This is a genomic window from uncultured Streptococcus sp. (genome assembly GCF_963545685.1).
Classification (GTDB): domain Bacteria; phylum Bacillota; class Bacilli; order Lactobacillales; family Streptococcaceae; genus Streptococcus.
This window is the reverse complement of sequence record NZ_CAUUKN010000003.1, coordinates 12,694-31,888: the sequence shown is the minus strand read 5'-3', so window position 1 is coordinate 31,888 and position 19,195 is coordinate 12,694. Positions and strand designations below refer to the sequence as shown.

At 41.6% G+C, this 19,195-nt stretch carries 15 protein-coding genes; 4 read left to right on the top strand and 11 right to left on the bottom strand.

Annotation, left to right across the window (positions count from 1 at the left end):
* Positions 1-59: 59 nt before the first annotated feature.
* The 8 genes from smc to cls (RWZ99_RS01200) all read right to left on the bottom strand — a co-directional run bounded on the left by smc (position 60) and on the right by cls (RWZ99_RS01200) (position 11,489).
* A complete protein-coding gene (gene smc, locus RWZ99_RS01235) occupies positions 60-3,593 on the bottom strand; it encodes a chromosome segregation protein SMC (RefSeq protein WP_314675868.1) in 3,534 nt (1,177 codons plus the stop codon).
* A 2-nt stretch (positions 3,594-3,595) separates the two neighbouring features.
* Positions 3,596-4,285 carry a ribonuclease III gene (gene rnc / locus RWZ99_RS01230; protein WP_021143992.1) on the bottom strand — a complete coding sequence of 230 codons (690 nt, stop codon included), beginning with the start codon at positions 4,283-4,285 and terminating at the stop codon, positions 3,596-3,598.
* Positions 4,286-4,446: 161 nt separating this feature from the next.
* Positions 4,447-5,382, bottom strand: coding sequence for a 4-hydroxy-tetrahydrodipicolinate synthase (gene dapA, locus RWZ99_RS01225; RefSeq protein ID WP_013990425.1), 936 nt, complete (start codon positions 5,380-5,382; stop codon positions 4,447-4,449).
* Positions 5,383-5,601: 219 nt separating this feature from the next.
* Positions 5,602-6,678, bottom strand: a complete 1,077-nt coding sequence (locus tag RWZ99_RS01220; RefSeq protein WP_295494269.1) for an aspartate-semialdehyde dehydrogenase — start codon at positions 6,676-6,678, stop codon at positions 5,602-5,604.
* A 294-nt stretch (positions 6,679-6,972) separates the two neighbouring features.
* Positions 6,973-7,626, bottom strand: a complete 654-nt coding sequence (locus RWZ99_RS01215; protein ID WP_038676220.1) for a DNA alkylation repair protein — start codon at positions 7,624-7,626, stop codon at positions 6,973-6,975.
* Between the two features lie 15 nt (positions 7,627-7,641).
* Positions 7,642-9,216 carry a cardiolipin synthase gene (cls, locus tag RWZ99_RS01210; RefSeq protein ID WP_038676223.1) on the bottom strand — a complete coding sequence of 525 codons (1,575 nt, stop codon included), beginning with the start codon at positions 9,214-9,216 and terminating at the stop codon, positions 7,642-7,644.
* 129 nt (positions 9,217-9,345) lie between these two features.
* Complete coding sequence (locus RWZ99_RS01205) at positions 9,346-9,858, bottom strand: GNAT family N-acetyltransferase (protein WP_002885332.1); 513 nt, start codon at positions 9,856-9,858, stop codon at positions 9,346-9,348.
* A gap of 80 nt (positions 9,859-9,938) precedes the next feature.
* Positions 9,939-11,489 (bottom strand): cardiolipin synthase, encoded by a 1,551-nt coding sequence (cls, locus tag RWZ99_RS01200; protein WP_172798563.1) that lies wholly within the window; start codon positions 11,487-11,489, stop codon positions 9,939-9,941.
* A gap of 592 nt (positions 11,490-12,081) precedes the next feature.
* Between cls (RWZ99_RS01200) and RWZ99_RS01195 the strand changes: the two genes are divergently transcribed.
* Entirely contained in the window at positions 12,082-13,632 is a 1,551-nt protein-coding gene (locus tag RWZ99_RS01195; RefSeq protein ID WP_002885312.1) for a BCCT family transporter, read from the top strand.
* 250 nt (positions 13,633-13,882) lie between these two features.
* The gene (locus tag RWZ99_RS01190; protein WP_003096828.1) at positions 13,883-14,206 is read left to right on the top strand and encodes a potassium channel family protein; all 324 of its coding nucleotides are present in this window, start codon (positions 13,883-13,885) and stop codon (positions 14,204-14,206) included.
* Here RWZ99_RS01190 and RWZ99_RS01185 read toward each other — a convergent pair.
* The 3 genes from RWZ99_RS01185 to RWZ99_RS01175 all read right to left on the bottom strand — a co-directional run bounded on the left by RWZ99_RS01185 (position 14,177) and on the right by RWZ99_RS01175 (position 17,322).
* Positions 14,177-14,458, bottom strand: a complete 282-nt coding sequence (locus RWZ99_RS01185) for a protein rep (protein ID WP_002891204.1) — start codon at positions 14,456-14,458, stop codon at positions 14,177-14,179. The genes RWZ99_RS01190 and RWZ99_RS01185 overlap by 30 nt on opposite strands.
* A 312-nt stretch (positions 14,459-14,770) precedes the next feature.
* Positions 14,771-16,555, bottom strand: coding sequence for an excinuclease ABC subunit UvrC (uvrC, locus tag RWZ99_RS01180; RefSeq protein WP_314675863.1), 1,785 nt, complete (start codon positions 16,553-16,555; stop codon positions 14,771-14,773).
* A gap of 71 nt (positions 16,556-16,626) precedes the next feature.
* Entirely contained in the window at positions 16,627-17,322 is a 696-nt protein-coding gene (locus RWZ99_RS01175) for a YjjG family noncanonical pyrimidine nucleotidase (RefSeq protein ID WP_037600698.1), read from the bottom strand.
* 276 nt (positions 17,323-17,598) lie between these two features.
* On the opposite strand from RWZ99_RS01175, the gene sdaAB reads away from it, so the two are divergent.
* Positions 17,599-18,270, top strand: coding sequence for an L-serine ammonia-lyase, iron-sulfur-dependent subunit beta (sdaAB, locus tag RWZ99_RS01170; RefSeq protein ID WP_002885347.1), 672 nt, complete (start codon positions 17,599-17,601; stop codon positions 18,268-18,270).
* 12 nt (positions 18,271-18,282) lie between these two features.
* Positions 18,283-19,152 (top strand): L-serine ammonia-lyase, iron-sulfur-dependent, subunit alpha, encoded by an 870-nt coding sequence (gene sdaAA / locus RWZ99_RS01165; protein WP_014634647.1) that lies wholly within the window; start codon positions 18,283-18,285, stop codon positions 19,150-19,152.
* Positions 19,153-19,195: the final 43 nt, after the last annotated feature.

Genomic DNA, 19,195 nt, shown 5'->3' with positions numbered 1-19,195 from the left:
ACTATAAAAAAGATAGTGATAAAGCTATCAACTATCTTTCATGAAAATATAATCTATTTTTAGTCAAAATCAAGGTCTTTCAGTTTGACCGAGACGATTTTCGAGACACCTGATTCCTGCATGGTTACCCCATAAATAGAGTCTGCCGCAGACATCGTTCCCTTACGGTGGGTAACTACAATAAATTGACTGGACTTGTCAAAACGATTAAGGTAGTCACCGAAGCGTTTAACATTGGCTTCATCCAAAGCCGCTTCTACTTCGTCAAGGATAACAAATGGAATGGTTTTAACACGAATGATGGCAAAGAGAAGGGCAAGAGCTGACAAGGCCTTCTCACCACCAGACATAAGGTTAAGTGATTGAATTTTCTTACCTGGTGGCTGCACAGAAATTTCTACTCCAGCCTCTAGGAGATTGTCTGAGGTCAAAATCAAGTCTGATGAACCTCCACCAAACATCTGGGTAAAGGTCTGTTTAAAGCTTTCTCGGATAGCCTCAAAGGTTGCTTTAAAGCGTGATTTCACTTCATCATCCATGTCATTTATGGTATTCAGAAGGAGACTCTTAGCTTCGAGCAAATCATCCTTTTGTCCGTTCAAGAAATCAAGACGTTGCTTAACCTCTTCAAATTGGGCAATAGCATCTACATTGACCGGACCTAAAGCTTTGATTGAACGCTCAAGACCTTGCAGGTTCTGGCGTGTTTGTTCGACATTGTCAAGTGGGCTAGCCTGACCTTTGGCGACTTCAAGTGTCATCTGGTAATCTTCAGCCAACTGAGTCGCAAACTTACGAAGTGATTGACTAATCTGACTTTCACGTTCTTCCAAACGAGTCTGCTGACGAATCAAGTCCTCATTACGATTGCCAGCTTTAGCCAAACGCTCCTCCAAGTCTTCCAACTGACCTTCGTAATCTTGCACCTGAATCTTGGCACGGACAAGAGCTTGTTCCAAATCGTCCTTACGTTGGACAGCTTCTTTATGCTGTGCTTGCAAATGCGGAAGGCGGTCAGTTTGGTCATCATTGACCTGATTATTAAGGAGCGCTTTAAGACTATCCGATTCCTTCATTAACTCAGACAAGTCGGCTTGAAGACGATTACTTTCTGTCTTAGCAAAACGCAATTCTGCTTGCAAATCACGTTCCTTCAACTGAAGTTCTGATTGCTTGTCTAAGAGAACCTGTTTTTGTTGGCCAAGAGCATCTTTGTCTTCCTTAATGGCCTCAATACGGTCGTTAATGGCCTCACGCTTAGATGCAATTTGTACTAACTCTGCTTTAAGTTGTTCAGCCTTATCTTGAAGATTTGCCCCATCAGTTCCCTGAGAATCCTGTTTGAAACTATCCACTAGGGTTTGATTTTTCTCCACCTCTGACAAGGCTTGTTGGTGTTCTAGGTCTAGTTTTTGCTCTTGCAGACGAGCATTTTCACCATCTACCTTAAGGTCTTCTAGTTCTTTCTGTAGAGCCTTACGTTTGATCTTGAGGGCTTCAACTTTAGCTTCACTATCACTTAATTGAGCCTTAATCTGGTTAATTTCAGCAGTCAATGCATCCAGTTCAGGCTTGATGAAGAGATTATTATTTTGTTTGTTGGTACCACCAGCAAAGGCACCACCGGGACGAATCTCAGACCCGTCAAGAGTAACCATACGAACTTGGAAACGAACAGCTCGAGCTGCCTTATTAGCATTGTCAATGGTATCAAAGATTGCCGTTACCCCTAGGAGGTTTTGAAAAATATTAGATAAGCGGTCCTCATAGGTAACCAAATCGGAAGCCATACCAATAAAGCCCGGTGCATTGGCTAGACTTTGGGCAAATTGTCCGTTAAGTTGACGTGGTTTGATGGTTGTCAACGGCAAGAAAGTTGCACGCCCCTGACGATTGCGCTTCAAGTAGTCAATCGAACGCTTAGCAGCCGCTTCATCCTCAACAATAATATTTTGCCCACTAGCCCCCATAGCGATTTCAAGAGCCGTCTGATAGCGCGTATCAAAGGTCAAGTGTTCACTAACTGCACCAATAATTCCTTGAATGGATTGGGCGTTTTGAAGGACAGCCTTAACCCCTGCATAGAAATTAGAATGATTTTTTTGAATAGATTCAAGACTTTGACGACGGGCATCTTTACTCTTAAGGTGATCCATGAGGTCAAACATCTGCTTTTGAGCCTCTTGATAGTCCTTATCAAGAGTTTGATAAGCCTGAGCCTTTTCTTTGTAGATAGTTAGAAGGTTTTGAAGACTGGCTTGGGCTGCTTGATAAGCTTTTTGGGTTTCGCTGGCCACTTCCTGAGCGGAAAGCAAGTCTGCCTGAGCTTGTTTATACTCTTCAGCTTGAGCTTCCAATGCCTGTGTCTGACTATCCATGTCGTGGGTTACCTGAGTCAAACTGTTGGAAACCTTGGCTTCCTCCTGCATCAGACCAACATAGTCCTCACGTAAACGTTCAATAAGCGTATCTGGGTCATCAGAAAATTGCTCTAGTTCTTTTTGAATAGCAATCAGCTCCTGGGCAAGGCTATCCAACTCAGCATTCAATTCAACTTGGCCTTGATTAACCTTATTGAGTGCTGTCTGAGCTTCTTCTTTCAAATGCTCTAACTCACTGAGACGAGCTTCAGTTTCTTCTTTTTTCTCTGAACGCTGCTGACTCTCCATAGTATAAAGATCAATTTGACGCTCAAAGTCACTAATAAGACGTGTGACATCCACCAAGGTTTGTTGGTCAGAAGAAATTTGTTCTGAAATTTGATGTCGTTTCTGTTTGAGCTCCTGGTTCTCAGTCTCTAGGCGATGGCGTTCCTCATAATAGCTGGTTAATTTTTCCTTGACCGCTGCCAAATCCTCTTGGGTCTGGCTCAAATCAGATTTACCAACTTCAATATCGTGGACCAAAAGATTAAGCTGAGTCTGTCTACGTTCCTCATCTAATTCCAAATAACGTTTGGCAGTCGCAGCTTGCTTTTCAAGCGGTTTAACCTGACCATCTAACTCGTAGATGATATCTTCCAAACGATCAAGATTATCTTGGGTTTGATTAAGCTTGCTTTCCGTTTCTTTCTTACGTGTCTTATATTTGAGAACCCCTGCTGCTTCTTCGAAAATAGCGCGGCGTTCTTCAGGTTTGGCATTAAAAATAGCCTCAACACGACCTTGGGAAATAATGGAAAAAGAATCACGCCCTAAACCTGTATCCATGAAAAGGTCATGAATATCACGTAGACGAACCTTACGACCGTCAATCAAGTAATCATTGTCACCGTTTCGATAAATGTGGCGTTCCACACGAATTGTTTCACCAGCACCCGCGATAAAGCCATCACTGTTATCAAGTGTGACCGCTACTTCCGCATAGTTGAGAGCCTTACGAACCTCTGTTCCTGCAAAAATAACGTCAGGCATCTTGCCCCCACGCAAGCTCTTGGCAGATGATTCACCCAGTGCCCAGCGCAGACTCTCTGTAATATTTGATTTTCCCGATCCATTTGGACCTACAACGGCTGTTACTCCCTTGTCAAAGATGACTTGCGTCTTATCCGCAAAGGATTTAAAGCCCTGCATTTCAATTGATTTCAAATACATGCTTAATTTCCTAGTTGTTCAAGGGCAGCCTTTGCCGCTGCCTGTTCAGCTAATTTCTTAGATTTTCCAAGACCTGTGCTGAGTTCCTTACCATCAACAGCTACCTGCATAGTAAATTCTTTGGCATGAGCTGGTCCAGACTCGTCGATAACAGTATAAGTAATATCAACCGTTCCATTGACCTGAAGACACTCTTGCAAGGCTGTCTTATAGTCCGTGACGCGGTCAAAGTTTCCCTTTTCAACCTGAGGAATCATGACCTGATTCAAGAATTTCTCAACAGCAGGCAAGCCTTGATCCAGATAAAGGGCACCGAGGAAGGCCTCCCAGAGGTCACCAAGGATAGTGGCACGTTCACGTCCACCGGATTTTTCTTCCCCTTTACCAAGACGAATATACTGCTCGAATCCGCAAGCCTTAGTAAAACCTGCCAAACTTTCTTCACGAACGATAGTACTACGCATCTTAGACATTTCCCCCTCTGGCTTGTTAGGGTAGCGATTGTAAAGATAAACGGAAATGACTAATTGCAGAGCCGCGTCTCCTAAAAATTCCAAACGTTCATTATGTGAAATGTTTAGGAGGCGGTGCTCATTGGCATATGAGGTATGGGTAAATGCTGTTTCTAAGAGGTCTTTTTGGCTAAAAACAATACCAAAATCCTGCTCAAGTTTTTGTTCAAGTTGATTCATGAAACTTCCTTTCTTTTTAAGCACACTAATTATAATTATATCAAAAAAAGCTGATTTTCATGATAGAAAACTGCTTTTAGAGCCTAATCTGCTGATTTTGTGAGATTTAACCTATTCAACTAAAAAAGCTGAGCAATCTGAATCTGCTCAACTTCATTTTCTTAATAATCTGGACGAACAACACCTGTAACTGTCTCACGTGTTGCTTCGACATCTTCTTCAAGAACGACCTTGATGATACGTTTAGCTTCTTCTGAAGTACATGCAACCAATGGCAAACGAAGTGGTCCAACTTCGAAACCAAGATGGTTAAGAACAGCCTTAACAGGTGCAGGACTTGGTACTGAGAAGAGAGCGTTAACTTTAGGAATAAATTTACGTTGGATAGCTGCTGCTGTCTTGAGGTCACTATTTTCAATAGCTTCAAGCATGGCGTGCATCTCATCACCATTTGTATGAGAGGCTACTGAGATAACACCGTTAGCTCCAAGGTTCATAGCGTGGAAGGCATCCCCATCTTCACCAGTATAAACCAAGAAATCTTCTGGTTTATGTTCGATAAGGTAGGCCATATTAGCAAGGCTGGTACATTCTTTAACCCCGATAATATTTGGATGTTCAGCCAAACGAAGCATGGTATCAGGAGCCATTTCAACAACCACACGACCAGGGATGTTGTAGATGATAATTGGCAAATCAGAAGCGTCCGCAATAGCTTTGAAGTGTTGGTACATACCTTCTTGTGATGGCTTGTTGTAGTATGGAACGATAGCAAGACCAGCTGCAAAACCACCAAATTTAGCAACTTCTTTGGCAAACTCGATAGAGTCGCGTGTATCGTTGGTACCGACACCAGCAATTAATGGCACACGTCCATTAACGATTTTCTGAACAGCCGCAAAGAGTTCCAATTCCTCATCGTGAGTAAGTGTTGGACTTTCAGCTGTTGTCCCCGCCAAAAGAAGAGCTTCTGTATGATGAGCCAAAAGATGCTCAATCAATTCTGGAAGCGCATCGTAATTGATTGAGCCATCTTCGTGGAAAGGTGTAATAAGGGCTGTAATCAGTTTGACATCTCTTAATTGATCAATTGACATAATATTCTCCTTCAACCGTTTTCTAATCCTTTCCATTTTACCATAATTTTGACCAGACAGACAGATAAGTTGACAATTTTCTGAAAACATGAGGACTGACTGTTTCAATTGATGGCCAATAAACAAAAAACAGAGAGAAGTCTCTCTGCTTTATAGGATTCAGCATGATTTTAGTATTCAAGTACAACACTAAATCCTTACTGATTTCTGTTTCGCTCCCTATTTCAATTCAAATTTCAATTCTGAAGTTGAGCGAACCAAACCACGTTCGTGAAGTGTTTCTGCGATTTGGACTGAGTTCCAAGCGGCACCTTTAAGGAGGTTATCTGAAACAACCCACATGTGGATACCTTTTTCAGCATCCAAGTCTTTACGGATACGTCCGACGAATGTATCACGTGAACCTACAGCATTAACGGCTTGTGGGTAGACTTGGTTAGCAACGTCGTCTTCAAGGACTGCACCTGGGAATTCTGCAATAGCAGCTTTCACTTCGTCAATTGGTGCCACTTCTTTTGTTTCAATGTAGACTGACTCTGAGTGAGCTGACAAGACTGGAATACGCACACATGTTGCTGATACAGCAATGCTATCGTCTTCCATGATTTTCTTAGTTTCGTTTGTCATCTTCATTTCTTCGTAAGTGTAGTCATTTTCAGTGAAGACGTCGATTTGAGCCAAGGCGTTAAAGGCGATTGGATAGTGTTTCTTATCACCACCACATGGCAAGATTTCAGCTTTGACATCACGTGGGTTAACGCCATCATTCAAAACTTCTTTCAACTCACGTTGTGTTTCAAGGATTGCTCCCATACCAGCACCTGATACGGCTTGGTAAGTTGACACGATGATACGGTCCAGGCCCCATTTTTGACGAACTGGCTCAAGGGCAACCATCATTTGAATAGTTGAACAGTTAGGGCAAGCAATAATACCGTTGTGAGCATCAAGCGCATGTGCATTGACCTCAGGTACAACCAATGGTACATCTGGGTTTTGACGGAAGTATGATGTATTATCAACGACTACTGCACCAGCTTTAACGGCGTATGGTGCATATTTAGCAGAGGTAGATCCACCAGCTGAGAAAAGTGCAATATCTACACCTTCAAATGCGTCTTCAGTCGTTTCTTCGATGGTCACGTCTTGGCCTTTAAATTGCAAGACTTTGCCTGCAGAACGAGCAGACGCAAGGTAGCGAATTTTATCGATTGGAAGAGTTGATTCTTCCAACATTTTGATCATTTGAGCACCAACGGCACCTGTAGCACCGACAACAGCAACTGTGTATCCCATAGTAAAACCTCTTTCGGAATTTTCTATCAATTTAGTTTAGTGAATCTATTATACTACGTTTAAGCCCAGTTGAAAAGGGTTAAAAGGCCAAGAATAAAGAAAAGCCCCTACCAAATGGTAAGGGATAGGAGGCATCTTTCGATGAGAGTAGCAGGTTCACACAACTACTCAAGGTCCGCTCCTGCGTTACAATCTAATGTAGACCTCCTCAGCGCAAAAGGCTCCAAAGAGCCAATCGACTCATCGCATGTTTCTATTCTAGCATATTGAACGACAGAGTCAAGCTCTTGATTTCTATAAATACTTACTTGCCTCACGAATGCTAAGAGATGCCATTTGACTAGCATGTTGATCAATAAAAGCCCGAACCCAATCAGGATTTACCTTTGAGTAATTGCGCAAACTCCAACCGATAGCCTTATTAATGAAAAACTCTGTCTGCCCAAAGTTGTTACAGATAACCTCTGCTAGGAGAGCAGTATCTGTCAAATCTTTACGCATAAGCTGGTGGTCAATGGCAATACGTCTCAACCAAAAATCCTCATCAAGACTCCATTGGCGCATGATATTCTTGGTTTCTGGATAGTGAAAAGTAACCTCTCCGATGATAAGGTCCAATTGATCTATACTGTCCCACCATGATTTGGTTTGAGCCAATTCCTTTAGCTTTGGAAAATCTTCAGGTCTAAGCTCCTTCTTCTTTTTATCCAGATAATCCATAGCAATATATTGAAACTCACGGTAAGGTTGCTGCCAACACTCTTCCACAAAAGTCCAATCAATTGGATTTTTTATGAAAGGCTTAAAAAACTCTCTTTCAATCTTTTTGAGAATTGGTTTTTGAACGCCAAGAAAGCTGAATTTATTTTTCATATAAGCTTCCATTGCTGGGACTTTCGTTGAATCAGCTTGGTCTTCTAACAATTTCAAAAGAATGTTTGTATCCATATGATTTCTTCTTTTTTACATCAATGGTCCAATCAGAGAAAAGAGATAGCCACCTAGACGATGAGCCATAGGCATTTTCGACAAACTTTCCAGAGTAACTTCCTCTGAGAGAGCCTGGGTTTTCTCAAAATCTTGTTCAATCTTAATCACTTCCAGATTTTTATAAAGATAAATACCATCTTCAAAATTTTGATAGAGGCTTCGGTAGTCTGTGTTAATAGTGCCTACCACAGCTTGTTTGGCATCAGAAACATAAACTTTTGCATGGACAAAGCCTGGGGTATAACGGAAAATACGGACGCCAGCCTCCAAGAGGGCTTTAAAATAGGTAGTCGCAATATCAAAGGCATACTGTTTATCCGGAATTCCTGGCATAATGATACGAACATCAACACCTCGTCTGGCCGCAAAGGTCATGGCTCGAACCAATTCGTCATCCAAAATCAGATAAGGCGTCATGATATAGACATAATTAGTTGATGTATTTAGAAGATGTAAATAAACATTTTCGGCAACCTTGTGGTAGGTCAGCGGTGAATTGCCATAAGGGAGTACAAAGCCTTGACTCTTTCTTTGTTGAGGTTTTTCTTGTAGATAGTACTCCACATCCGTTTTATCCTCTATTCCAGTCACTGTCCACATGGTCAAAAAGAGAGCTTTTAGCGTTTGAACTGCTGAACCATCTAAACGAAGGGCTGTGTCCTTCCAATGACCAAAGCGTTCTCGTTTATTAACATACTCGTCAGCGATATTAACGCCACCAGTATAAGCAACTTGACCATCAATCACTGTAATCTTTCGATGGTCTCGGTAATTGTAATAGGTTGATAGAACGGGTTTGACTGGTGAGAAGGCCTGGGCTTTAATGCCAACCTTGTGTAGTCGCTCAATATAATCGTAGGACAAGGTAGTCATCTCATTCATCCCATCAAACATGACACGAACGTCCAGACCTGCCTTGGCCTTCTCCTCTAAAATTGTTAAAATCTCGCCCCACATGATTCCTTCGTCAATGATGAAATATTCCATGAAGATATAACTCTCCGCCTTTTTCAAATCCTCCAACAAGGCTGGAAGCATGTCATCTCCAAGTGGAAAATAGGTAACCTCTGTGTTTCTGTAGATAGGAAACTGTGCTGGACTATGCTCCAAAAAATAAGCTAATTTCTGTAATTGGCGATCACTTTGGGATAAATAATCAGCAACTTCTGGATTGGTGCTTAAATGGTCGGATGCCTGCACTGTAGCATCCTCAAGCCGTTTCTTCAAGCGTCTGACACCCAAATCAGCCAGTGAAAAGTAAAGCAGAGCCGTCCCAAAAATTGGAAAGAGGGCAATGATAATCATCCAGGACAGTTTGGAACGAGAATCCATGGAACGATTGAGCAAGTAAAAGAAGGTAAAGACACTCAACAAGTGTTCCCATAAGATAATGGATGGGAAATGCTCTTGTAGGCTGAGATATGAAAAGACAAGAAAGGCCAATTCCAGTAAGAAGAACAGGAGGATGGGAACCTTTCGGTTAAGTAGAATTTTGCCCCATCTGGAGGGCTTTTGGGGTAACAGTCTAGCACTTTGTTCTTGAGTCATATAGGCTCCTTTCGTGTAGGGGAGACCATTACAACTTTCCGGTCTCCTTCAGTAATTTTATTAGTATCGTTTTAGCCTATGAAAAAGGCAGGAATAATTAGCTATTGCAATTTAGAATTGGCGTGGTTTCTACTGTATTTTCCTGACAGGGCCATCTATGGTCTTTTGCATCCAGACGATATCATGCCATTTGTTAAACTTATAGCCAATCTTTGGGAAATGAGCCACTTGAACATAGCCCCGCTTTTCATGCATGGAAATGCTCGCTTCGTTCGGAACAGCGATACAAGCCAGAAAGCGTAAGTAGCCTCGTGCTTGCAACTCCTCTTCTAAGGCCGTATAAAGGGCCGATCCAATCCCTTGTCCACGCGCCTCTTTGGCTACATAAATAGACAATTCAGTGGTCCAATCATAGGCTGTACGAGCATAATAGGTTGAGGCATAAGCATAGCCTAGCACTTGGCCATTCTCTTCCGCTACTAAATAGGGGTATTTTTCAAGCGTCTTGCAAATGCGTTTTTCAAACTCTTGAACACTGGGAACCTCATATTCAAAGGTAAAAGCTGTCTTCTCGACATAGGGTGTATAGATGGCCTGGATAGCTTGTGCATCTGACAAGCTGGCTGGACGAATGGTTAACATCATTTTCTCCTTCGACTTCATTATCTTTATTTTAAACTATAAAAAAAGAGGGCTCAACCCTCTTATAACAAGTCTTGTCACTACATCAATGGCGCAACTAATCTGGTCAATAAGCCCAAGCACTTCTGGTGAAATGGTCGATTTTTAACATCAGTCATGCTGACTCGATGACACTTGGCCATTGTCGCTTGGAAATCTTCCTCAATACCAACCACTGATGACGTCCTGTAAAGATAGGTCGCACACTCAAAGTGGTGATAAAGACTGCGGTAATCCAAATTAATCGTTCCGACAACAGCCCTACTATTGTCACTCACAAATACCTTTGCATGAACAAATCCAGGAGTGTACTCATAGATTTTTACGCCGGATGCCAAAAGTGTTGGGTAGTAAGTCTTAGCGAGGTAGTAAGCTGACTTTTTATCAGGAATACCAGGCATGATGATACTGACGTCTACCCCACGCTCGGCCGCAAATTTCAAAGCATGTAGTAACTCACCATCTAAAATAAGATAAGGCGTCATGATGTGAACAAAATCGCGCGCATGGTTAAGGATGTCAATATAGACATTCTCACCAACTTTATCCTTGTCCAATGGAATATCTCCATAAGGAACAACAAAGCCAGGGGTATCAAAGACCTTATGTTCAACCATATACGGCGTAACATCTAAGGTTTCGTTAGAATAGGTCCACATCTGAAGAAAGAGAACTAAAAAAGTATCAACCGCTGGGCCCTCCAGCATCAAGGCAGTATCTTTCCAATGACCGAAACGCTCAATCTTGTTGATATACTCGTCAGCTAAATTAACCCCGCCTGTGAAAGCAACCTTACCATCAATCAGCAAGATTTTTCTATGGTCACGGTAATTGTAATAGGTTGACAGGAAAGGGGTTACCGAGGCAAAAACTCGAGATTGAATGCCAATTTTTTCCAATCGTTTCTTATAGTCAAAACTCAAAGTTGAAAATTCATTCATACCGTCATACAGGACTCGAACTTCCACCCCTTCTTGAACCTTTTGTTTCAAGATTGCTAGGATTTCACCCCACATTTCACCTTCACCAATGATGAAATATTCCAAGAAAATGTACTTCTCTGCTTTAAGGAGCTGTTTCTTCATTTCCTCAAACTTGGCTTCACCACTTGGGAAATAGGTCGTCTTCGTGTGACGATAAACTGGAAAGGAAGCGTTCACATTTTCAAGATATTGGACCAAGTTATAGTTGCTGGTGTGACGCTGTTTAAGCTCTTCGAGGGCCTGATTATCTTGTTTCAGAATACCAGAACTGCGGTCAATATTGCTCTGAATAGCACGCTTCATCCCTGTGTAACCTATATCAAGTTTCGTATAAGCCAAGAGCAAGGTTCCGATAATTGGAAAAGGCAAGACTATCAGGAGCCAAGTATTGACGGCTGTTGATTCCATATCACTTTGAAAGAGATAAATAATGGCCAGAATACGAAGGACTACTTCTGTAACTTGCAGGTGTATCCTATATTGATGCAACCAGAGGTAAGACATGGCCACAACAACAAGCTGCAGTAAGATGATCAAGAAGATAATCGTAGCACGACTAAAGATTCCACGAAGAAAGCCGCGACGACTCTTATCATAAAGACGTTCAATTTTAGCTTCGTTTTTGATAGCATGACTCCTTTCCCTTTTTAATTAATCTTATTATAACCAAATTTGTAAAATTAAGCAAGACAGAAAAAGCCATCTAGGCTAGTCTCAGATAAACACCACATTTATCTGAAAGGAACTAACATATAGGACGAAATGGATTACCGAAACAAATGGATTTTACGAATGTTTCTCAAAATTATGAGGCTGGGACAAAAGTCCTAGCCTCTCAATTTGTCTTTGGATTGTCGAGAAAGACGCAGTGGTTGAGTGGGCTCTACTACGCTGATTTCATCAGCTTTTACAGCCCTACTCAACTGTGCGGAGGTGGGACGACGAAATCGAATTCTAACGAATTACCGATTTCTGTCCCACTCTCAAGAAATAGAATTCCTAGGAAATCATTGAATTATCAATCACCCTACCAAGTTTTTCTGAGTTACTTGAAAAGTCTAACTTAATTTGACAATTTAGGTTCTTAAACGTCTCTAGTTAATCAACTAAAAATTATAACTAGCTGGGTGTTATCTAATCTCCCCTCATTTTTAAGTTATTATCATTTTTGATATAATGGTAGAGAATGAAAGGAGATTTTATGTCAACTAAAAATTTAACGCCGGTCTTAAAAACCTCTTTTGTGCTACTGGCTATCCTGGTCCTTCTTGGTATTGTTATGCCTGACGGCTACCAAGTTTGGTCAGAACAACTAAGGGAAGTTATTTCAGATAAACTTGGCTGGTTTTACTTATTACTGGTCACGTCAATCGTTCTACTTTGTGGCTTTTTCCTGGTTAGTCCCGTTGGGCAAATCAAACTGGGGGAACCCAATTCGGTGCCTGAACACTCTACTATCTCTTGGATTGCCATGATATTTTCTGCTGGAATGGGAATCGGCCTTGTCTTCTACGGTGCCGCAGAGCCCTTATCCCATTATGCCATTTCAACGGTACGAGCTACCCCAGGGTCGCAGGAAGCCTTAGCCGATGCTTTCCGTTACACTTTCTTTCACTGGGGCATCCATGCCTGGGCAATATATGCTTTAATCGCCCTGGCCCTCGCCTACTTTGGTTTCCGAAAAAAAGAGAAATATCTTTTATCGGTTACCTTAAAGCCCTTGTTTGGTAAAAAAACAAACGGTAGCCTTGGTAAGATTGTAGATACGATTACAGTGGTCGCTACTGTTATCGGGGTGGCAACCACTCTTGGTTTTGGGGCAGCCCAAATCAATGGGGGACTCAACTACCTCTTTGGTATTCCAAACAATGCCCTTGTGCAAGTTATTATCATAATTATCACAACCATCCTCTTTACCATTTCAGCCCTTTCTGGTCTTGGAAAAGGGGTAAAAATCTTATCAAACACCAATCTTATTTTAGCGGTTGGACTACTCGCCATCACCATAATCATCGGTCCCACAGTCCAGATTTTTAATACCTTGACCGATAGTATCGGACTGTATATTTCCAATTTCTTCCGTATGAGTTTCAGTGCTGGTTCCTTTGGTCAATACAATCGTGACTGGATCAATACTTGGACGATTTTCTATTGGGCTTGGTGGATTTCTTGGTCACCATTCGTGGGAGTTTTTATTGCCAGAATTTCTAAAGGACGTAGTATCAGACAATTTCTATCCATCGTCTTATTAGCACCGACTGTATTAAGCTTTTTATGGTTTTCTACCTTTGGAACACTTTCAACGCATGTTCAATCACTTGGAAATGTAGATTTAACACAGTTTCCAAGTGAGCAGACCTTGTTTGCAACCTTCAGTCAACTGCCATTTGGTTTTATTGCCTCCGTTGTTGCCATCATCCTGATCATTACCTTCTTTATCACGTCAGCAGACTCTGCGACCTATGTGCTAGCTATGCTCTCTGATGATGGGAATCTCAAACCAAAGAATAACCTTAAAATCTTCTGGGGCGTACTCCTTGCGACTATTGCCATCGTCTTACTTCTTTCAGGGGGCTTAGTAGCCTTGCAAAATACGCTGATTATCGTAGCCTTTCCATTTTCACTCATCATGGTACTGATTATGGTTTCCCTAGTCATTGAATTGCTACACGAAAAAGACAAGATGGGACTGTCAATCACACCGACACGATACCCTAAAAAAGATCAACCCTTCAAATCTTATGAAGAATAAATAACCCAATTTGTAAAATTAAGCTAGACAGAAAAAGCCATCTATGTTAGGCTCAGATAAACACCACATTTGTCTGAAAGGAACTAAGATAAATGACCTATACTCATCTTACCACAAACGAGCTTGTAACGATAGAGGCTTACTATCAAGAAAACATAATAAAAATTAATATAAAAAGTGTCTAAAATACATATTTAAACACTTTTTGTATGCTATAATTTTCATTAACACTATAACAAAGGAGAACCAAATGAAACGTTTAAATACTCTATTTCATATTATAAAAGTTACAGGTTTTAATCAATTTTTGATAAGTTTTGTAAGTTTTATTTTTATTTCAGGAGGAATACTTTTATTAGTTGAACCTCAAATAAGTAATTACTGGGATGGACTATGGTATGCTTTTGTCACATCAACAACAGTAGGTTACGGAGATATACTAGCTACTACTCTAATCGGACGTATTACTAGCGTCTTTTTAACTGTATATGGACTTATTTTTTTTGGATGCTTATCAGCCGTAATTGTCAATTACTACAGCAAATTAAATACATCTAATAATAAAACTGACTAACATATTTCTTAGTAACTGTAAAAAATAATTCTTTCTCTGCCAATTCCAAACGGCTACAATTTCCTGACCTCGCGATACTTCTTGACTATCCTCTCCAGTCTGAACAAGATTACCATCTTCGACATCATCTAAGTCTAATTCTTTCTTGATAGTCTTGAAGAGTTTTCCAAATCCAATCTGTCGTTTCCGATAAAGTCCCTCAAACAAATCACCCGTTATCCGTTCCTTCGTCTCTTCAGGCAAGACAATCACTTGTTTGTCATTCTCTTTCTCGACATCAAATGGATTTTACTAATATTTCTCAAAATTATGAGGCTGGGACAAAAGTCCTAGCCTCTTTATTGTTTTTGGATTGTCGAGCAAGACGCAGTGGTTGAGTGGGCTCTACTACGCTGATTTCATCAGCTTTTACAGCCCTACTCAACTGTGCGGAGGTGGGACGACGAAATCGAATTCTAACGAATTACCGATTTCTGTCCCACTCTCAAGAAATAGAATTCCTAGGAAATCATTGAATTATCAATCACCCTACCAAGTTTTTCTGAGTTACTTGAAAAGTCTAACTTAATTGTTATCATTTAATTTATCTAACAGAGCCTCTGCTACTTTTTCTGGAATGCCAAGTGCTTGGATGTCCTCAACAGTAGCTTTTTGGATAGCTGTCATAGACTTGAAGTGTTTGAGAAGTTTTTGTTTGCGCTTAGGTCCAAGGCCCTCCACGCCATCAAGTTTGGAGCTGAAACTATTTTTACTACGAACTTGACGGTGGAAGGTGATAGCAAAACGGTGAACTTCATCTTGGATACGGTGAAGAAGGAAAAATTCCTCGGATTGACGTGGCAAATCAATGACTCGCAAAGGATCTCCAAAAAGCAATTCATTGGTTTGGTGCTTGTCATTTTTCTGAAGACCTGCAACTGGGATAGATAGATTGAGTTCCTTGCGAAGCACATCCTTGGCCACATTGACCTGTCCTTGACCACCATCCATGATAATAAGATCTGGTGGTGTTAGCCCATCGCGTTTGACACGACTATAACGTCGACGAATGACCTCACGCATGCTGGCATAATCGTCAGGACCTTCAACAGTCTTAATCTTGTATTTGCGGTACTCTTTTTTATTAGGTTTACCATTTTCAAAGACAACCATGGCAGAGACAGGGCTAGTTCCCATGATATTAGAGTTATCGAAAGACTCGATACGGACCGGTGTCGGAATCCCCATGAGTTTGCCTAGATTTTCAATAGCTCCTTGGGTCTTAGCCAAGTCTTTTTCGAGGAGATCAAATTTTTGGGTCAAACTGACGCGGGCATTTTTCGTCGCCAGATTAACCAACTGCTTCTTCTCTCCACGTTGAGGTTTAAAGACCTTGACCTCATCTCCAACTAGAGCCTCAACAGACTCTTGATCAATGTCTCCTGGAATGAAAATCTCCTTAGGCTTGAGATGACGACTATCCAGATAAAACTGACCCATATAGGTTAGGAAATCTTCCTCAGCATCATTATAATAAGGGAACATATTGACATCATGCTGAATGAGTTTCCCTTGGCGAACAAAGAAAACCTGAACACACATCCACCCCTTATCCACGTAGTAACCGAAGATATCACGGTCCTGCATGTCTTGACGGATAACCCTTTGCTTGGTCCTAAGCGTCGAAACCGCCTCAATCAAATCGCGATACTCCGCAGCACGCTCAAACTCCATCTGGTCAGACATATCCTTCATCTTGGCCTTAAGCTGATTAACGATTTTATCATCATGACCGTTTAGGAAATTCTTGACATCTTCAACCAAACCTTGCCAATAGTCCTCAGTGGTGTGACAGATGGTGTGGGCATTACATTGGCCAATATGGTAATAGAAACAGACCTTATTGGCCGGATTTTTACATTTCTTAAAGGGGAAAATACGGTCCAAAAGCTTCTTGATTTCATTGGCCGCACCAGAGTCTGGGTAAGGACCAAAATAGAGACCGCCATCCTTCTTAACCTGGCGGGTAATCAAGAGCCTTGGATAGAGCTCCTTAGTAATCTTGATAAATGGATAAGACTTGTCATCCTTGAGGCGGATGTTGAATTTAGGCATATTCTCTTGGATAAGATTAATTTCCAAAAGCAGGGCCTCAATATTGGACTCGGTTACGATAAATTCAAAGTCTGCAATCTCAGATACCAAAAGCTCCGTCTTAGTATCATGACTTCCACGAAAATAGCTACGCACACGATTTTTTAGATTTTTAGCCTTACCGACATAGATAATATTGCCGAATTTGTCCTTGTGGAGATAGCACCCCGGGTTGTTTGGGAGCAATTCCAGCTTATGTTTAATCAGATTATTCATGCTTTCATTGTAGCAAAAAAAGAGCTGAAAAGCTCTTAATAGTCATGGGTAAATACAATTTGAAAAGAGGTCTATTTGCTCAAAATCGTCAAAATTTCTTGGTAGTTTTTGACTTGATAGGTTGGAACAGCTGGAGTCTCATTAACCAAACCTTTTGGATTAAACCAAATGCTGTCAATTCCTGCATTATTACCACCTTGAATATCAGCAGTTAGACTATCACCAATCATGAGGGCCGAATCGGGATGAAAGTCATTCACCTGATCCGCAATTTTTTCAAAAAAGTCCGTAGACGGTTTGTGGGCACCCACTTCATCTGAAATGAAAATATCGTCGAAGAAAGGCAAGATGCTTGAGGCTTGCAGACGACCACGTTGGATGTAGCTAACACCATTAGTTGCTGCATAAATCTTGTGACCGCGATTTTTAACGTTCGATAAGAAAGCATGGGCCTGAGGCAACTCCTGCCCCTGTTGGCTCAAGAAATGCTGGTAACGGCCAGCTAAGTGACTGCCATCAACCTCCTGTCCAAAATGCTCAAAAAGACGAGAAAAGCGAGTGCGAAGCAATTCCGGCTTAGTGATTAAACCATGATTGAGATCTTCCCACATGGAACGATTCATGGGGATATAGTGATCCTTGTAAACTTTAAGATCTCGTGAAGCCACCCCAGCCCCTTCAAGAAGGTAGGTCAAAGCCAAATCTTCAGCACGGTCAAAATCTAGGAGGGTGTGGTCAAGGTCGAAAAGTAAATGCGTGTAGGTCATGGTATATCCTTTCTAACTGGAAATCTTTAGGCTCTATTTTACCACAATCCAGCTACATATAATTAAAGAAACACAAAAGGGCGACCCACAGGCCACCCTCTCAGATTTATGAAAAATAAGTATTGCTTACTTAATAGACTGCTATTATATCCATTGAAGCTTAAAGAAAGCTTAAAGTAGGTTATTTTTTTTGATTCTATAGATTTTTACTTAAACAGCGAATCTCTTTAATTCGTGGTATACTGAAAATACAAGATTAATCAAACGAGGCGTGTTATGAAAAATTTAAAATTTCAATCCGTTTTTGACATCATCGGACCTGTCATGGTCGGGCCTTCCTCTAGTCATACTGCAGGAGCTGTTCGTATTGGCAAGATTGTTTCTGCCATCTTTGGTGAGACACCGACTGAGGTAGAATTTCAACTTTTTAATTCCTTTGCCAAAACCTATCGAGGTCACGGGACAGATGTGGCTCTAGTGGCTGGTATTTTAGGTATGGAAACGGACGACCCTGACATCCCACGCGCTCTGGATATCGCATACGAAAAAGGCATTAAGGTCTACTGGAAAATTAACAAGGATAGTAATGCGCCACACCCCAATACGACTCGTATCACCTTAAAAAATGCTACAAAAACCATTTCTGCCACAGGCGTTTCTATCGGTGGAGGAAATATCCAAGTAACTGAACTCAATGGTTTTGCGGTCAATCTCAAGATGAATACACCGACTCTCATCATTGTCCACCAAGACGTTCCAGGAATGATTGCCCTTGTCACAGATATTTTGTCGCGTTATGGCATCAATATCGCCCAAATGACTGTTACTCGGGAAAACGCCGGTGAAAAGGCCATTATGATTATCGAAATTGACTCGCACCAGTGTGATGAGGCCGTCACTGAAATCGCTAGAATTCCTCATCTACATAATGTCAACTTTTTCAGCTAAGAGGGGGATTGCATGTTTTACACTATTGAAGAATTAGTTCAACAAGCTGACCGAGATTACCAAGGTAATATCGCCGAACTCATGATTGCTACAGAGACAGAGCTAACTGGACGGGAACGTCCTGAAATCCTAGCTCTGATGGCTCGAAATCTTGAAGTGATGAAGGAGTCTGTTCAGGCTGGTTTGTCTCCTGAGAAATCACCAACTGGCTTAACCGGGGGAGACGCTGCCAAACTGGATGCCTATATCAAAAATGGAAAGACCTTGGCTGATTCTGCTGTTTTGGGTGCTGCTAGAAATGCCATGGCCGTCAATGAATCTAACGCCAAGATGGGCTTGGTTTGTGCTACACCAACTGCTGGATCAGCTGGTTGTCTGCCTGCTGTTCTTACAACTGCTATCGAAAAACTGGGCTTAACCGAATCACAACAATTGGACTTTCTCTTCACTGCGGGTGCATTTGGTCTAGTCATCGCAAATAATGCCTCGATTTCTGGTGCCGAGGGAGGCTGCCAAGCCGAAGTCGGTTCCGCCTCTGCTATGGCTGCTGCCGCTATTACAATGGCTGCTGGTGGAACACCTTTCCAAGCTAGCCAAGCCATTTGCTTTGTACTAAAAAATATGTTGGGACTCATTTGCGACCCCGTAGCTGGATTAGTCGAAGTCCCTTGTGTCAAACGTAATGCCATGGGGGCAAGCTTTGCCCTAGTCGCTGCCGACATGGCACTGGCAGGTATCACATCGGCTATTCCAGTAGACCAGGTTGTCGACGCTATGTATCAGGTGGGATCAGCCATGCCAACTGCCTTTCGTGAAACTGCTGAAGGTGGCTTAGCAGCAACTCCAAAAGGAAAAGCACTAGCAAAAGAAATCTTTGGTTGAGAATCAGTCGACATCCGTAATGACTAATTCAAAACTATAATAT

Bases quoted from the DNA above. Each gene is read 5' to 3' on its own strand.
- cls (WP_038676223.1), bottom strand. From the start codon at position 9,216: ATGACTCAAGAACAAAGTGCTAGACTGTTACCCCAAAAGCCCTCCAGA.
- RWZ99_RS01205 (WP_002885332.1), bottom strand. From the start codon at position 9,858: ATGTTAACCATTCGTCCAGCCAGCTTGTCAGATGCACAAGCTATCCAG.
- RWZ99_RS01190 (WP_003096828.1), top strand. From the start codon at position 13,883: ATGAAACGTTTAAATACTCTATTTCATATTATAAAAGTTACAGGTTTT.
- RWZ99_RS01215 (WP_038676220.1), bottom strand. From the start codon at position 7,626: ATGGATACAAACATTCTTTTGAAATTGTTAGAAGACCAAGCTGATTCA.
- RWZ99_RS01175 (WP_037600698.1), bottom strand. From the start codon at position 17,322: ATGACCTACACGCATTTACTTTTCGACCTTGACCACACCCTCCTAGAT.
- sdaAA (WP_014634647.1), top strand. From the start codon at position 18,283: ATGTTTTACACTATTGAAGAATTAGTTCAACAAGCTGACCGAGATTAC.
- sdaAB (WP_002885347.1), top strand. From the start codon at position 17,599: ATGAAAAATTTAAAATTTCAATCCGTTTTTGACATCATCGGACCTGTC.
- uvrC (WP_314675863.1), bottom strand. From the start codon at position 16,555: ATGAATAATCTGATTAAACATAAGCTGGAATTGCTCCCAAACAACCCG.
- dapA (WP_013990425.1), bottom strand. From the start codon at position 5,382: ATGTCAATTGATCAATTAAGAGATGTCAAACTGATTACAGCCCTTATT.
- RWZ99_RS01220 (WP_295494269.1), bottom strand. From the start codon at position 6,678: ATGGGATACACAGTTGCTGTTGTCGGTGCTACAGGTGCCGTTGGTGCT.
- rnc (WP_021143992.1), bottom strand. From the start codon at position 4,285: ATGAATCAACTTGAACAAAAACTTGAGCAGGATTTTGGTATTGTTTTT.
- RWZ99_RS01195 (WP_002885312.1), top strand. From the start codon at position 12,082: ATGTCAACTAAAAATTTAACGCCGGTCTTAAAAACCTCTTTTGTGCTA.
- smc (WP_314675868.1), bottom strand. From the start codon at position 3,593: ATGTATTTGAAATCAATTGAAATGCAGGGCTTTAAATCCTTTGCGGAT.